Raw genomic sequence first — 15570 nt, forward strand, 5'->3', positions numbered from 1 at the left:
ACATTTCTTCTTATATTTTTATAACCTTAAGAAGCTTTGTATTTATCTAATTTATAAAATAAAATAATTTTCTAATAGTAAATTATTTTATATACTCAACAATACTTTCTAAACTATCTCTTAACTGTTTACTTTGTTCTTTTACTCTATATCCAAAAGGTATCATAACACTCACTTGATACTCTTTTGTATCTAAATTTAAAACTTTTTCTACATTATTTCTTTCAAAACCTTCAATAGGACAAGAATCTATTCCTTTAACTGCACCTGCTGTCATCATATTTGCCATTGCTATATATGTCTGTTTTGAAGTCCAAGCAAAAGTTTTTTCATCACTACTAAGAGTATCATTTAAATGATTTGTATATTTCTTAATATAAGCATCAACCATATCTTGTGGTAATCCTCTTCTATTAAATTTTCTTAAAACTTCACTAGAATCTGCTTTTACACTACTAATTGCAGCCAAAAGTACAACTAAATGTGAACAAGATGTAATTTGTACTTGATCCCAACAATATGGTCTTAATTTTGCTTTTAACTCATCATTTGTAATAACTAAAAACTTCCATGGCTCTTGTCCAAATGAACTAGGAGATTTTCTCCCTGCTTCCAAGATATAATTTATATCTTCATTGCTAACTTTTTTTGTCTCATCAAATATTTTACAAGCATGTCTAAAATCCATAGCTTCTGCAAATGTTTTTTCCATAATATTCTCCTTTTATTTAATTATTTACTTAAAAAATTACTTTTTAAAACTTCTTCAAATTTTATTAGTTCTTTGTTTAAATCTAAATTACCTTTAAATATATCATGAACAGAGTAAGTTTTTAGTGGTTCAAGACCAACAAATTGGAAAGTTTTATGAGTAGCAATATGAGCTTCATCTAAAGATAACCCATCAAAAAAACCTTCAGTATTACTAAACTCTGTTATTGGGCAATTGTAAGTTATACTTAACATATATTTTTTACCTTTTAATAAACCACCACTTCCATATTTTTTACTCTCATCACTTCTACTTCTTCCATCACTTTCATAGTGTCTATTTTGAGTAAAAGTTTCATCAAAATATTTTTTTGTAATCCAAGGAACACCCATCCAATAAACTGGATACTGAAATAAAACTGCATCAGCCCACTCAAACTTTTGACACTCATCTTCTATACTATAACCTTTTTCGATCTCTGTATGTTTTACTTCAAAACCATTTTTAAGAAAAAACTCTGTTGCTTTATCTATATAATTTTTTGTTAATTCACCTTTTGCTACTACATCATAATATTGATGACCATTTATAATTAAAATCTTTTTCATCTCTTTCTCCTTAGTAAAATATCTGAAAATTATATACATCAAAAACTTAAATTTCTCTTACTTTACTTTAGGTAAGTAAAAGAGCTTAATTATCTTTATGATATAATCTTTTTTTAAATTTTAAGGATTTAATTATGTATTATATAAATGATAAAGAGTATAAATGCAGCGTTGCTGTAACACTTGATATTTTTAATGATAGATGGAAATTAGCAATTATCTGGCACTTACTTGATGGAGAAAAAAGATTTAAAGAGTTACATGAGATAATAAATGAAATAACTCAAAAAACTCTAACTATAAAATTAAAAGAGCTCGAAGAAAAAAATATTATACATAGGGAAGTTTTTGCACAAATTCCACCAAAAGTTGTATATAGCCTAACTCCTTGTGGAGAAAAGTTAAGAGCTGTATTAGAAAATATGCATAAATGGGGAATAGATTATGTAGAAGAGTTTGGGGAAATAACTTCTAAAAATCAATGTAAAAATAATTTTTGTGAGTAAAACATGGAAAATATAATCTTAATTTTATCAGCACTTTTTTTAGGATATATTTTAAATCGTTTAGGAATTCTACAAAGAGAGAATTCTATTGCTCTAAATAAATTTGTACTTTATGTATCATATCCAGCAATTGTACTTTTACAAACTCCAAAAATTAACTTTTCACTTGAACTTATGATTCCAGGTATTATTGCTTGGATTGTAATGACAACAAGTGCTTTATTAATACTTCTTTTATCAAAAATATTTAATTTTACTAAAGAAGTTACTGGTTCATTAATGCTTGTTGCTATTTTAACAAATAGTTCATTCTTGGGAATTCCTCTTCTTGATACATACTTTCCAAATGAAGATTTTATGCCTTATTTACTTGTTTATGACCAATTAGGAACTTTCTTAGCTTTTGCAATATATGGAACTTTTATAGTATCTTTATATACAAGTAAAACAAAAGTTACTTTTAAATTAATTACAATAAAAGTTTTAACTTTCCCTCCGTTTTTATGTTTAATTATCTCTTTATTTTTAGTGGGAGTTGAATTTCATCCAACAATTACAAAAGTTTTAGAAGCTTTTGCTCTTACAACAGTTCCAGTTGCACTTGTAGCTGCTGGTCTAGGACTTCAACTAAAACTTCCAAAAGAAGATATAAAACCATTTAGTGTAGCACTTTTTGTAAAACTTATATTTGCTCCAATAGTTGCACTTATTATTTGTAAAATTTTTGCTTGGGAAGGATTAGTGGCTAATGTATCAATACTTGAAGCTGCTATGGCTCCAATGATAACAGCAGGTGCAATAGCTGCTATGGCAGGACTAGCTCCAAGACTTAGTTCTGCAATTGTGGGATATGGAATACTCATATCTTTTGTGACAACATATCTTTTTTCATATTTTTTAATATAAAAAATCACTTCATAAAAAGTAGCTATTTTTAGCTACTTTACACAAAAAACCAAACTAAAAAATACCCAATAATAATTAACCAAACAAATAAAATAAAAGATAGATAAAATGGCTTTATTCCACTATTTTTAAATTTATCTATGCTAGTTTCCATTCCCAAAGCACACATAGCCATAGTTAAAGCAAAAGTATCTAAGAAGTTAATATTTTCTACAATATTCTTTTCTAATAATCCAAAAGAATTAAATCCAACTACAACTATAAAAAATATTGCAAACCAAGGAACTACTATTTTTGCTCTATCTTTTTTTATATTAGAATTTGTCTTAATCAAGAAAAATGGTAATAAAATCAAAAATGGAACTAAAAAAATAACTCTAATCATTTTTTCAATAATTGCATTTGTTGATACTACTTCACCTAAAGCATTACTTGCACCAACAACATGAGCTACTTCATGAAGTGTTGCTCCTATATAAATACCAATTTGTGAATTTGTAAAAGGAAATAGTCCTAATGTAACTAAAAAAGGATATAAAAACATTCCAATTGTTCCAAAAATTATAACAAAAGATACTGCAACTGCACTTTTATATACTTCATTTCTAAGAACACCACTTGTTGCCATAACAGCAGCAGCTCCACAAATAGAACTTCCTGCACTACATAAAATAGCTAACTCTTTATCCATTTTTAAAACTTTTGTTCCAATTAGATAACCAAAAATAAAAGTGAGAAAAACTATAAAAAAGGCTATTAAAATACCATTAAAACCTACATCTTGAAGATTTTGAAAAGTAAGCCTAAAACCATATAAGATAATTCCTAATCTTAAAATATATTTTGTAGAAAAGATTATTCCATATTGAAAAATATCAAATCTTTTTTTCAAACTATTTGCATAAATAATACCTAAAACTATTCCAATAATAAGTGGGCTAATTGCTAGTTTTTTGAAAAGTTCAACTTCTGATATAATTGTTGCAATTAATGCAAAAAAAGATACAAATATTACTCCATAAAAAGTATTTATTATTCTTTTATTATTAGTTTTCATAATATAACTCCTTTTATTTTACAAGTATAACTCCAATTCTTTAATTTGTAAAATATATTATTTAAAATATAATAATATATATTTTTAATAAGGAAACATATGACTCTAAAAGAACTACACTTTTTTTATAAATTAAGTGAAAACTCACAGGTTACACAAATTGCTAATGAACTAAATATAAGTCAATCAGCAATCTCACTTGCTATAAAATCACTTGAAAATAGTCTAAATGAGCAACTCTTTGATAGAATAGGTAAAAAGCTAATATTAAATGAAAGAGGAAAATATTTTAAAGAGAAAACTCTTCCTTATTATCTAGCACTTATAGATGCAACAACAATTTTTAAAGAGAATAAACTAGCTGGGAATATAAAAATAGCTGCTAGTAAAACTATTTCAAACTATATAATGCCAAATATCTATTATGATTTTCTATCAAAATATAAAGATGTAAAACTTGATATTTCAACTATTAATTCAAGCAAAATTATAGATGAAATATTAAAAGGTGAGCTTGATATTGGTCTTATTGAAGTAGATACACAAAATAGTAGTTTAGTAAAGGAGAAATTAGCAGATGATGAGTTAATTGTCGTATCAAGCGATGAAAATCAGCCTAAAAGTGCCTTTATTGATACTATAAAAAAAAGATGGATACTAAGAGAAACAGGAAGTGGAACGAGAGAAATTTTTATGAATAAAATTGGCAATATAGCAAAAGAATTAGATATTTTTATGCAACTGCAAGATTTTGAAGAGATAAAAACTATTGTTTTAAATAATAAAGATACAGTAACTAGTTTATCAAAAGTAATTGTAAAAAAAGAGTTAGATGAAAAAAAGCTATTTCAAATAGAACTTAAAAATTTGGAACTAAAAAGAGAGTTTTATTTAATCTATCATATAGAAAAAAATAAGAACCTACTTTTTGAAACTTTTATAAAATTTTTAAAAGATAAATTTACTTTTAACTAATTTACATACTCTAAATAATAAATAGATACAATACGCCAAAAATTCAATTAAGGAGAATTATGTCTTATATTTTAAAACTACTATTTCTTACTTTTTTATTTACAAATTCTAGTTTTGCAGCTTTAAAAGAGCTCAATAAAAATGAAGCCTTAAAACTTGAACAACTAGAACTTCTTAAAAAGAATAGTATAAAAATCAACAAAGCTTTTGATATTGGAAGTTTGTATATGTTGGATATTATTGTAAAAGGAAATAAAGATGAAGTTTTCTTAACAAAAGATAAAAACTATCTAATTTCTGGTGTTGTTGTAAATTCAAAAACTGGCTTCCAAATCTCTGTTCCTGTTGATTTATCTATTTTAAAAAATAAAGAGTCATTTACTTATGGAAATGGAAAAGATGAATATGTACTTTTTACAGATCCTGAGTGTACATACTGTAAAAAATTTGAGTCATATTTTGCACAAATTAAAGATAAAGTGAAGATAAGAGTATTTTATTTTCCTTTAGATTTTCATGAAAATGCAAAGAATTTAACTCTATATATAATGGGACAAAAAACAAATAATCAAAAAATTGATGCTATGTTTGAGTTTAATATTGGAGATGATTTAAGTAAAATTAAAAATATAAAATACTCAAAAGCTGAATTAAATAAACTGGAAAAACAACTAGATGAACATATAGATTTAGCTCAAACTTTAAATGTTCAAAGCACTCCTGCACTTTTTGACAAAGAGGGAAATAGTATTATTTGGGTTGATATGCTTGAAAAATATGGAATAAATGTAGAGTAATTCAAAATTAAATCTACTTTTAAAAACTTTTATAGAGCTTCTAAAAAGTAGATTTTAATAGTTCTATCTTCCGTAATACGAAATTAAAGAAGCTTTAGAGATTGTATGAGAATTTAACATATATCCTACAAGTGCAGGATTTGCATTTTTATCTAAACCTAAAGTTTCAACATCAAGAGCATGAACTGTAAAAATATATCTATGAGCTTTATCTCCAATAGGAGGACAAGCTCCACCAAAACCAGTTTTCCCAAAATCTGTCATACTTTGAATAACATCTTTTGCTTCACTATTTCCAAATCCAGCTGGAATTGAAGTTTTATCTTTTGAAATATCAAAAATAAGCCAATGCCACCATCCAGAACCTGTTGGTGCATCTGGGTCATAAACTGTAATTGCAAATGATTTAGTCTCTTTTGGAGCATTTTCCCAAGAGAGTTGTGGTGAAATATTTTCTCCAGTACATCCAAAACCATTAAAAACCTCTTTACTTGTTAATTGCCCTTTTAAAGTAGAACTTTTTAAAGTAAAATTATCTGCAAACATAAAACTTGCACAACAAACCAAACTTAATAATATTTTTTTACCTGAAAATGGGATTTTATTTTGTTTTATCATTTTAACTCCTTTTATTTGTAATATTATATTAAATCTTAAAAATTAATTCTATTAGAAAATGTTCATATTTTATTGTTTTTTATTTTTTAACTGTTTAGGAGTAAAGTTATATCTATTTTTAAAAGTTTGTATAAACCATGATATATTTTCAAATCCACTCATATAGCAAACTTCTGTTACATTATAATTTGTTGTTTCCAATAATAGCTTTGCTCTTTCAAATCTTTTTTCATTTTGCCACTTTTTTGGTGTTATTCCAAAAATAGTTTTAAATCTATTTCTAAAAGCTAAATCTGTCATATTAAACTCTTTTGCAAATAATAGAATATTTTTATCATACATAAACTCTTTTTCTATCTTAATTTTAAAAAAATATTGATTACAAATTGAAGATAAAAATATTTTAAAATACTCTTTTGAATCAGATTCTAATATATTAAAAAAGAGCTCTTCTAATTTTAACTTTATCATAGACTCTTTATTTGATGAGTCTACTTCTAAATAAGATAAAATCGAAGATTGAAATATTTCAAAAATAGATGTTTTTTTAATCTTAAAATAGTTATTATCAAACGAAGATATTTCATCAAAATCTAAATTATATTTTTTAATAAAATCTAAAAGAATAGTATCATCATACATAAAAAGTATAGATTCAAAATATTCATCTAACATTTCACTCATAACATAGTTTCCACTTTTTAAAAAAAGTACATCACTAGAATTTACAACAATTTTTTCATCTTTTAAATGTAAAACTTTATTGCCTTTTACAACAAAGATTAAAATATTTGTAGATATAAAAACTTCTCTTTTAGGCTGTTTATTATATTGTCTATATTGATAAATTGATAAAGTTTCTAAAAAATTTTCTACCAAATCGCTCTTCCTTTTGCCTTATTTCACTATAAAGTAATAATTGTAGCAAAAGTTAATAATAAATATATTTTAATTATTTCTAAATATATATCTAAAAGTTGAACCAACATTCTCTTTAGATTCAACTTCTATTTTAATTTTATTCTTTTTACAAATATTTTTTACAATACTAAGCCCTATTCCAAAACCACCAGTTATATTATCTCCTCTATAATATCTCTCAAAAATAGTGCTTGTATCCTTTATTCCAACTCCTTCATCTTTAAAAGATAGTTTAAACTCATTCTGCTCTTTTTGTAAACTCACATATATATTTGAGTCATTTTTTGAGTATTTTATGGCATTTGACAAGTTATTATCAACTAATCTATAAAGCTCTATTTCATTAAAATTTATCTCTATATTACTTTCAATATTTTTATGAAAAAGAATATTCCTGCTCATAGCTAAATCATTGAAAAACTCTACCCTTTTTTCCAAGAATAGTGAAAAATCAATAACTGCTTTTATCTCTTTTACCTCATGTTGTTGCATATAATACTCTAAATCTTCATAGATAATTGTCATATTCTTTAGTGCTGATTTTACTCTTAAAATATTTTTATCATTTTTTAGTCTCATTGATAAAATATCAATATTTATTCTTGCAACTCCAATAGGAGTTTTTAGTTCATGCATAGCATCTTTTAAAAATTCATCTAAATAGATATTTAACTTTTTATATGGTTCAATGCTTTGTTTTATTACAAAAAATGAGAGTAAAAAGATGAAAAAACTTACGATTAAAAGAAGAATTAAAGCATTATAAATAACTTCACTATAATCAATATTTTTGCAAACAATCAAAAAAGAAGCACCCAAAATATTTGAAGATAGATACTCTTTATAACAAAACTTATCATTAAAACTTTGAAAATCTTCATCAAAAAGTTCTAAAGGAGTATTTGAGTGAAAAATCTCTTTTTTATTTTCATCAAAAATACTAGAAAAAAAGATATTTGAGCGTGGATAATAAAAGATATCCTTATTTTGTTTTTCAAAATTTTCTATTATTGAAGCAACTTGATTTGCATAATTTTGTAAATCAAGTTTATCTTTTATATTTTGATTTTTTATTGTTGCATCTATATAAAAATATATAGGAATAAAAGCTATAAGAAGACTAATTGTAACTTGTATTACAACATACTTTAACTCAAGTTTATTGTTTATCAATCTTATATCCTAAAAATCTCTTAGTTTTTATAAAATCTTTATTTGTCTTTTCTCGAACTCTCTTAATACACATTCTTATATCTGCATATGAAATATCTTTGTTTTCCCAAACATTTTCATGTAAACTCTCAATAGATACAAAAAAACCACGATTTTGTACTAAAAAAGCTACAAGTTCAAGCTCTTTTGAACTAAGTTCTATAATAATATTATCCTTATACAAAAGAGATTTTTTTATACTATATTTAAAACCAAAATCAAGCACAATTGCATCATCACTTGTTTGAAAACAATTTTTTATTTGTTGCTCTATTCTATGTTTTAACTCTATCATATCAAATGGCTTTCTTATATAATCATTACACCCTAACTCATATCCTCGACTTAAATTTTTTATATCTGTAAGTGAAGTTAAAATAATAATTGGAGTATCAATAGAAGCCTCTCTAACATATTTTACAAGTTCAAAACCATCCATTTTAGGAACTCTAATATCAAGTAAAAGTAAATCATATTTTTTATCAAAGATTGCATTTAAAGCATCTTCACCATTATCAAAATCATCAACTATAAAATCTAACTCCTCTAAAAACTCTTTTATAGAAATTTTATATAAATAGTCATCTTCCAGTAACAATATCTTTATCATCTAATTATTATCTCTTTTTTTGAAATATCTTTATCATTTCTCTTTTCACTTTTGATATTTATCTGTCCAAAATAGTCATAATTTGGTAAATATCTAAAATTATTTATATTTTTATCAAAACAGATAAGTAAAATTCCAACACTACCATTTTCAAATCTTCCTAAAGGAAGTTGAGTAAATACTCTATCTTTTGTTTCATAATAAAAACTCTCTTTTTTAAGATAGTTTGGATTTTTTAATAAAATATCAAATAAATTTTTACTAAAACTATTTTCTAAAATCACATAATTTTCTAACTCCATACTATTTTTGTGGTATGTTGCTATATTCAAATAGTTTTTCTCAAGTAAAACTATGGAGTCAATTCCCAAAACTTTTAACCTACTTACAAGAGGGTTAAAATCAACTATTACTTCAATAGAACCTATAAAAGAGTTTTTACTATTATAAACTGGTGCAATAGCTTTTATATTAAATCTTTTTCCTAACTCACTTGAAACATAAGGTTTATTTGTATTTTTTACTTTTACAAGCCCTTCTCTAAAACTTTCAAGTTTTAACCCAAAATCTTTATCTTCCCAACTTCTTGTAAAAACTTCTAAATCTTTTGTATGAATTTGTATATCAATACTATTTTTTGTATATGTTTTTATAATATTTAAAAGTTTTAAAAGCTCTTTTTTTAGCTCTATATGGTTATTCTCTTCTAAGTTTTTGATAATATCTTGATTTTTTGAGAACATTAAAGCTAAAGATAAAGCTTGATTTTTCTGATTTTCTAACTCATTTTGTACAATTTGCACTTGATTTGATACAAAAATATCAAGATACTTTTTGTCTAAAATATTGTTATATTTATATAAAAAATATAAAATAATAGTTATTAGAATAATAAATAGAGTAAATATCTTTTTGTAAGTTTTTATAAAAGGGAGTATCATAAAGATACTCCTATTTTATTTGTTAGTTTTGATAAATTGTCCAAATGGTCCAGTTCTTCTTTCAATTGAATCTTTCCCTTCTATATAAACATCAGGAGCTTTTACAGCTTCATCTGGAAAATCTTTATCTCTATTTGCTTTTTCAGGTCTATTATGCTCATCTAAGTTCATATAAACAGCAACATTGTAAGCTTCTTCATCTGTTAAAATTGGATTTTCGTGTGTCGCACCTAAAGGCATATTTGCTTTAATAAAATCCATTGCTTTTAAAGTTCTATACATTCCTGCACCTTTATTATAACTATCTTTCCCCCATAATGGTGGATATAAATAGCCATTAGCAAGACCTTCATTTTTAACACCTTCTCCATTTGCTCCATGACAAGAAGCACATTGAGTATCATACACAACTTTCCCTTTAACTGGATCTGCTTTCGTTGTTTGTATCATTTTTCTATTAACTTCAAATAAACTTGTTCCTTCCACTTTTGCACCTACAGGAACACCTTGACTTAACCAATAGATATAAGCTTCCATAGCTTTCATCTCTTTACTATCAAGTGGAAGTGCTTTTCCATTCATACTTCTTTCCATACAACCATTTACTCTATCAGCTAAAGTTCCAATACTATTCTCTCTTGGTCTATACTGAGGAAATGTAGAATGAAGTCCAACAAATGGTGCTGCATAAGTTTTTGTTGCAGCATCTAAGTGACAACTTTGACATGAAAGGTTATTCCCAGCATATCTCATCTTTTCATCTGCTACTTCAGGACCAATATATTTGTAAGTATGAACTACTAACTCTTTTCCATATTTAATTAAATCTCCAAATTGGTTATTTGGAATAGTGCTTTCATCTGGAACTTTGTACTCTACTTTAGCACCTTCATATTTATATCCTATATCATTTCTCTCTTTGATAAGTTTTTTATCAAACTTAACAACTTCAGAAGCAAATAGTGAACCAATAGCCAATGTAGACAATGCCACAACAGTTACAATCTTTTTCATAAATAATTCCTCCTACTATTTATATTAGAAAACTATACCTATTGTAGATAACTCGAATGTAACAAAAATCATACAAAACATAAAATCTTTATATCAAGATTTTTGCCTTAAAATAATAATTGTTGCAATTGCTGATAATAAAATTCCTATAAAAACTCCAAAAGAGACAGTTTGCCCTTCAAATAAAAACATTATTATCACAACTATTGCTGGGCTAAGATATATATATGCCATAACTTTCTTAGGTCCTAAAATATGTGTTGCTTTTTGATATAAGAAAAGAGTTATTATAGTTGTTCCAATTACTAAATAAAGTAAATAATAGAAATAGTTTAGCTCTATTTTATCCCAATTATATGGTATATTTAAGATCTGCATAGTTAAGCTCATCCAAATAATCCCACCCAAAAGTGTAGCAAAAACCAAAACTAATAATTCATCTTTTTTACTATATAAAAGCTTTATAAATATTGGATATAAAGCCATAGATAAAGAAGCTATTAAAAATATAATATCACCTCTATTTAAGCTTAGAGTTAAAAATAGATTAAAATCAGCCTGAAATACAACTATACAAGTTGAAATTATCCCTAAAATATAGATAAATATCTGTTTTAAAGCAATTTTCTCTTTAAAGAAAAATATACATAAAATTGCAGTCATCAAAGGAACCAAAGTATATATTGCACCTGTATTTAAAACAGTAGTATATTCCAAGGCTTTTAGCATACCAATAAAATATAAAGTATAAACAAGACTTACAATCATAGCTTTTGGAACTATTTTAAATAGTTGTTGTAATCTAGTTTTATTAAAAATAATAACTGGAGATAGAAAAAGTAAAGATAATACAAATCTATACAAAGTTAAAGATATTGGATCAATTATACTTGATAATTTTTGAGAAGCCAAAAACGAACCTGCGATTAATATAGTTGCAACTAATATCATAATATGAGCTTTTATATTTTCATTCAAAAAAAATCCTTTTAATATTCATTTGTATCTTTGATTTTATCAAATTTGAAATAAACTCTTAGTGCACTTCTTGAAGCTTTATCTACAAGATTGAAAATATTATCTATCTCATTTTTAAGAGCTGTTTTTTTATGTCCCTTTACTTTTATAAAAGTTATATTTAGTTTATCTGTTTTATCAAAAAACTCTTTATACAAATCATAATTATTTATTAATTTCCCATTTTTTGAATGATAATTATTATTTTCTAATCTCTCTTTTCTATTTTGTAAAGAGATTATATTTTGACAATCTGTATAAACTTCAATTAAAAAATTAGAAATATCTTTTTTCTCTTTTTCTAGCTCCTCTAAAGCCCAAAGAAAAGATTGAAGTTCTAATTTAGTTGAACTAGTATTCTCAAATTTTTTAATTTTTATACTACTTTTTAAAATATCTAAAGATATTTTTTTATCATTTTTTTGTAAAAAAGTAGCAAAACCTATCTTATTTTGAGGGTTTACACTTGAATCTGTGAATAATTCTATTTTTTCCATAATTAAACTATCTTTTTAGTTAATCTATTTTTATTCCATTTTAACATACTTTATTCAATTTTGCTTTTTTATCTTTTTATTGTTAAAATATTTCCAATAAAGCTGGGACGACCCAGCCTCTTTACTCATAGAGGACGGCCTCAATTTTAAAATAAAGGATTTTTTATGAGTTGGGGAATATTAATTTTAGCTGGAATTTTTGAAATTTTTTGGGCTACTGGTTTAAAGTACAGTGAAGGTTTTACAAAACTGACGCCAAGTATTGTTACTATTGTAACTATGTCAATTAGTTTTTATCTGTTAAGCTTATCTTTAAAATCTCTCCCTTTAGGTACTGCTTACGCTGTTTGGGTTGGAATTGGAACAATAGGAACTGTAATTGCAGGAATATTTCTTTTTAATGAGTCTATAAATTTGATTAGATTAATTAGTATTATACTAATACTATTAGGGATTATTGGACTTAAAATTACTACAAATTAGGAAAAATATGTATATTATTGATTTTGAAAATATTGATGTTGGATATGATGAAAGAATTATCTTAAAAGATATAAATCTAAAAATAAAAGATAAAGAACATTTTGCAATTTTGGGTGCAAATGGAAGTGGAAAATCAACTTTGATGAAGCTAATCCAATCACAAATCCATCCAAGACATACAAAAGAGTTTAAAAAAGAGATTTTTGGTAAAAGTAGATATTCAATATTTGAATTGAGATGTAATTTAGGAATTATAACAAATGACTTACATAACTACTTTGAAAAAGAGGCTGATTATATGAGTGGTTTTGAAGTAGTTTTAAGTGGATTTTATAGCTCTATTGGAATTTTTACCCATCAAGATTTTACAAAAGAGCAAATAATTAAGGCTCTTGAAGTTATAGATTATTTAGAAATAAATGATTTAAAAGATAAAAAAGTATCAGCTATGAGTACAGGACAACTTAGAAAATGTATAGTTGCAAGAGCTCTAATTCATGATCCAAAAGCTTTTGTTTTGGATGAGCCAACAGTTGGTCTTGATATAAAAGCACAAATAAATTTTATAAAGATATTAAGAAAACTATCTCTTAAAGCTACAATTATTCTTGTAACTCATCATCTTGAAGAGATTTTTGAAGAGATAAAAAATGTAGCTTTAATCCATAATAATACAATTTATAAAGTTGGAAAAAAAGAGGATATTTTAACAAGTGAAAATCTTAGTCAAATTTTTGATACACAATTAAAAGTAAAAGAGAAAAATAAAAGATACTTTATAGAAGAGATTATTTAAAATTTATCATATTATTTAATTTTGATATATTTAAAGGTATAATCTAACTTATTTAACCTAAAGGAATTAAAATTGAAAAAGAGAAATTATATTAAAAAAATTTCAGACTACTCAATGGTTGGTGGTTTAGGTGCTGTTTTAGTGCTTGGATTAGTTGGGTGTAATGATACAAACCAACAACAAAATCAATCTGGTGGAACAATAACAAATGCAGCTCAACAACAAGGTGCATTTGTAGTAGTTGAGCAAGCAAAAGATGGAAGCTATAAAATAGCAGATGAGTTTCCAGCAGCAAAAACTACAATAGTTTTAAGAAGTCCAGATGGAACAGAAAGAATTTTATCTCAAGAAGAAATCGATAAATTAGTTAAAGAGGAAGAAGCAAAAATAGATGCAGGAACTTCACCTCTTACAAATCCTCAATTGAGTGATGGAGGAATGGGACTTGGTGGTGTTTTACTATCTTCAATTGCAGGAGCGATGATTGGTTCTTGGCTTGGAAATAAACTATTTAATAATCAAAATTTCCAAAACCAAAAAGCAGCTCAATACAAATCTCCACAAACTTATAGTAAATCTCAAAGCTCATTTAATAAACCAGCAGGAAGTACAGGTTCTAGTACAGGAGCAGGAAAACAAAGTGGTTTTTTTGGAAATAAATCTTCAACTACTGGTTCAACAAATAACTCAACATCAACAGGAGGATGATTATGAAATTAGAAAAAATAAATCCTTTAACAAATGATTATTTAGAATCTATTGGCTTTGTATGGCATACAGATAGTGATGATAGTTCATATATTAGTGATGAATTAGTAGTAATTAGCGAAGAAGAAGCAGAAAACTACTATGAAGCAACAAATGAGCTTTATGATATGTTTGCTGAGGCTGGACAATATGTAATTGATAATGACCTATTTCATGAACTAAATATCCCTTTTAATTTAGTAGAAATTATCAAAGAATCTTGGGAAAATGATGTTCATTGGCATTTATATTCAAGATTTGATTTAGCTGGTGGAATTGATGGAAAACCTATAAAACTAATAGAGTTTAATGCAGATACTCCAACTTCAGTTTTTGAAACAGCAATTATCCAATGGGCAATGTTAAAGAAAAATGGCTTAGATGAAAGTAGTCAATTTAATAATCTTTATGAAGCACTAAAAGATAACTTTAAAAGAGTAATTACACTTGATAGTGATATAGAAAAATTTGACGAATATTACTCAAAACTTGGTTGGAAGATACTATTTTCAAGTATTTCAAGCTCAAGTGAAGATATAAATACTACAAAACTTCTACAACATATTGCTTCTGAAGCTGGATTTAATACAGATTTTGAATTTATTGAAAATGTACAATTTAGTGATGATGGAATTTTTAAAGATGATGAACTTTTTGAGTTTTGGTTTAAACTTATTCCTTGGGAAAATATTGCTATTGAAGAGAGTGGTTTAGCCCTACTTTTAACTGAGATTATAAAAGAGAAAAAAGCTATTATTTTCAATCCTGCATATACTTTAATTTTTCAATCAAAAGCATTTATGAAAATTTTATGGGATTTATACCCAAATCACCCTCTTTTACTTGAAACATCATTTGAGCCACTAAAAGGTAAAAAATATGTAGAAAAAAGAGCTTTTGGAAGAGAAGGAGCAAATACAAAAATAGTAAATGCTGATGGTTCAATCAATGAGCAAACAAGTGGAGATTATGAAGGGCATAAAGCAATATATCAAGAGTATGTAGAGTTTCCAAAAGATGAAAAAGGAAATTTTTATCAAGCTGGAGTTTTTTATGCTTATGAAGCTTGTGCTTTAGGATTTAGAAGAGGTGGAAAAATTTTGAATAATATGTCAAAATTTGTAGGACATATTATTAAATAGAAAAAAAGAGA

The 15570-nt window shown here is 25.7% G+C and carries 19 protein-coding genes; 8 read left to right on the top strand and 11 right to left on the bottom strand.

What is annotated here, in order from left to right; genetic code table 11:
* Window positions 1–82: 82 nt before the first annotated feature.
* Together AFAEC_RS06710 and AFAEC_RS06715 are read right to left on the bottom strand one after the other, a co-directional pair.
* Complete coding sequence (locus tag AFAEC_RS06710; RefSeq protein ID WP_026805512.1) at window positions 83–712, bottom strand: NAD(P)H-dependent oxidoreductase; 630 nt, start codon at window positions 710–712, stop codon at window positions 83–85.
* Window positions 713–732: 20 nt separating this feature from the next.
* A complete protein-coding gene (locus AFAEC_RS06715) occupies window positions 733–1320 on the bottom strand; it encodes an NAD(P)H-dependent oxidoreductase (protein ID WP_026805511.1) in 588 nt (195 codons plus the stop codon).
* Window positions 1321–1454: 134 nt separating this feature from the next.
* On the opposite strand from AFAEC_RS06715, the gene AFAEC_RS06720 reads away from it, so the two are divergent.
* Both AFAEC_RS06720 and AFAEC_RS06725 read left to right on the top strand, forming a co-directional pair.
* Window positions 1455–1826, top strand: coding sequence for a winged helix-turn-helix transcriptional regulator (locus AFAEC_RS06720; protein WP_026805510.1), 372 nt, complete (start codon window positions 1455–1457; stop codon window positions 1824–1826).
* A 3-nt stretch (window positions 1827–1829) separates the two neighbouring features.
* Entirely contained in the window at window positions 1830–2732 is a 903-nt protein-coding gene (locus AFAEC_RS06725; protein ID WP_026805509.1) for an AEC family transporter, read from the top strand.
* 37 nt (window positions 2733–2769) lie between these two features.
* Here the strand turns inward: AFAEC_RS06725 and AFAEC_RS06730 are convergent, their stop codons facing one another.
* Window positions 2770–3789, bottom strand: coding sequence for a YeiH family protein (locus tag AFAEC_RS06730; RefSeq protein ID WP_026805508.1), 1020 nt, complete (start codon window positions 3787–3789; stop codon window positions 2770–2772).
* Between the two features lie 99 nt (window positions 3790–3888).
* Here AFAEC_RS06730 and AFAEC_RS06735 point away from each other — a divergent pair, with 99 nt between their 5' ends.
* Window positions 3889–4764 carry a LysR substrate-binding domain-containing protein gene (locus AFAEC_RS06735; RefSeq protein ID WP_026805507.1) on the top strand — a complete coding sequence of 292 codons (876 nt, stop codon included), beginning with the start codon at window positions 3889–3891 and terminating at the stop codon, window positions 4762–4764.
* A gap of 59 nt (window positions 4765–4823) precedes the next feature.
* Complete coding sequence (locus AFAEC_RS06740) at window positions 4824–5561, top strand: thioredoxin fold domain-containing protein (RefSeq protein WP_026805506.1); 738 nt, start codon at window positions 4824–4826, stop codon at window positions 5559–5561.
* A gap of 63 nt (window positions 5562–5624) precedes the next feature.
* Here AFAEC_RS06740 and AFAEC_RS06745 read toward each other — a convergent pair whose 3' ends face one another.
* The 8 genes from AFAEC_RS06745 to AFAEC_RS06780 form a co-directional block, all read right to left on the bottom strand.
* Complete coding sequence (locus AFAEC_RS06745) at window positions 5625–6179, bottom strand: YbhB/YbcL family Raf kinase inhibitor-like protein (protein WP_034216306.1); 555 nt, start codon at window positions 6177–6179, stop codon at window positions 5625–5627.
* Window positions 6180–6248: 69 nt separating this feature from the next.
* Window positions 6249–7058: a response regulator transcription factor gene (locus AFAEC_RS06750; protein ID WP_026805504.1), complete on the bottom strand. Its 810-nt coding sequence runs from the start codon at window positions 7056–7058 to the stop codon at window positions 6249–6251.
* A gap of 69 nt (window positions 7059–7127) precedes the next feature.
* Window positions 7128–8273 carry a sensor histidine kinase gene (locus AFAEC_RS06755; RefSeq protein ID WP_026805503.1) on the bottom strand — a complete coding sequence of 382 codons (1146 nt, stop codon included), beginning with the start codon at window positions 8271–8273 and terminating at the stop codon, window positions 7128–7130.
* On the bottom strand, window positions 8260–8922 hold the full coding sequence (locus AFAEC_RS06760; RefSeq protein WP_051487509.1) for a response regulator transcription factor: 663 nt from the start codon (window positions 8920–8922) through the stop codon (window positions 8260–8262). The genes AFAEC_RS06755 and AFAEC_RS06760 overlap by 14 nt, the downstream gene beginning before the upstream one ends.
* Window positions 8919–9863 (bottom strand): cache domain-containing protein, encoded by a 945-nt coding sequence (locus tag AFAEC_RS06765; protein ID WP_026805501.1) that lies wholly within the window; start codon window positions 9861–9863, stop codon window positions 8919–8921. The genes AFAEC_RS06760 and AFAEC_RS06765 overlap by 4 nt, the downstream gene beginning before the upstream one ends.
* Before the next feature lie 15 nt (window positions 9864–9878).
* Window positions 9879–10877, bottom strand: a complete 999-nt coding sequence (locus tag AFAEC_RS06770) for a c-type cytochrome (RefSeq protein ID WP_026805500.1) — start codon at window positions 10875–10877, stop codon at window positions 9879–9881.
* A 93-nt stretch (window positions 10878–10970) separates the two neighbouring features.
* Window positions 10971–11855 carry a DMT family transporter gene (locus AFAEC_RS06775; protein WP_026805499.1) on the bottom strand — a complete coding sequence of 295 codons (885 nt, stop codon included), beginning with the start codon at window positions 11853–11855 and terminating at the stop codon, window positions 10971–10973.
* Window positions 11856–11866: 11 nt separating this feature from the next.
* Window positions 11867–12391: a ribonuclease HI gene (locus tag AFAEC_RS06780; RefSeq protein ID WP_026805498.1), complete on the bottom strand. Its 525-nt coding sequence runs from the start codon at window positions 12389–12391 to the stop codon at window positions 11867–11869.
* Window positions 12392–12556: 165 nt separating this feature from the next.
* On the opposite strand from AFAEC_RS06780, the gene sugE reads away from it, so the two are divergent.
* The 4 genes from sugE (at window position 12557) to AFAEC_RS06800 (ending at window position 15559) form a co-directional block, all read left to right on the top strand.
* Entirely contained in the window at window positions 12557–12874 is a 318-nt protein-coding gene (sugE, locus tag AFAEC_RS06785; RefSeq protein ID WP_026805497.1) for a quaternary ammonium compound efflux SMR transporter SugE, read from the top strand.
* 7 nt (window positions 12875–12881) lie between these two features.
* Window positions 12882–13670: an ABC transporter ATP-binding protein gene (locus AFAEC_RS06790; RefSeq protein WP_026805496.1), complete on the top strand. Its 789-nt coding sequence runs from the start codon at window positions 12882–12884 to the stop codon at window positions 13668–13670.
* A gap of 72 nt (window positions 13671–13742) precedes the next feature.
* Complete coding sequence (locus tag AFAEC_RS06795) at window positions 13743–14378, top strand: UPF0323 family lipoprotein (RefSeq protein WP_026805495.1); 636 nt, start codon at window positions 13743–13745, stop codon at window positions 14376–14378.
* A 2-nt stretch (window positions 14379–14380) separates the two neighbouring features.
* Window positions 14381–15559 (top strand): glutathionylspermidine synthase family protein, encoded by a 1179-nt coding sequence (locus AFAEC_RS06800; RefSeq protein ID WP_034216301.1) that lies wholly within the window; start codon window positions 14381–14383, stop codon window positions 15557–15559.
* The last annotated feature ends 11 nt before the right edge of the window (window positions 15560–15570 follow it).

Origin of the sequence: Aliarcobacter faecis (assembly GCF_013201705.1) — a bacterium.
GTDB lineage: Bacteria > Campylobacterota > Campylobacteria > Campylobacterales > Arcobacteraceae > Aliarcobacter > Aliarcobacter faecis.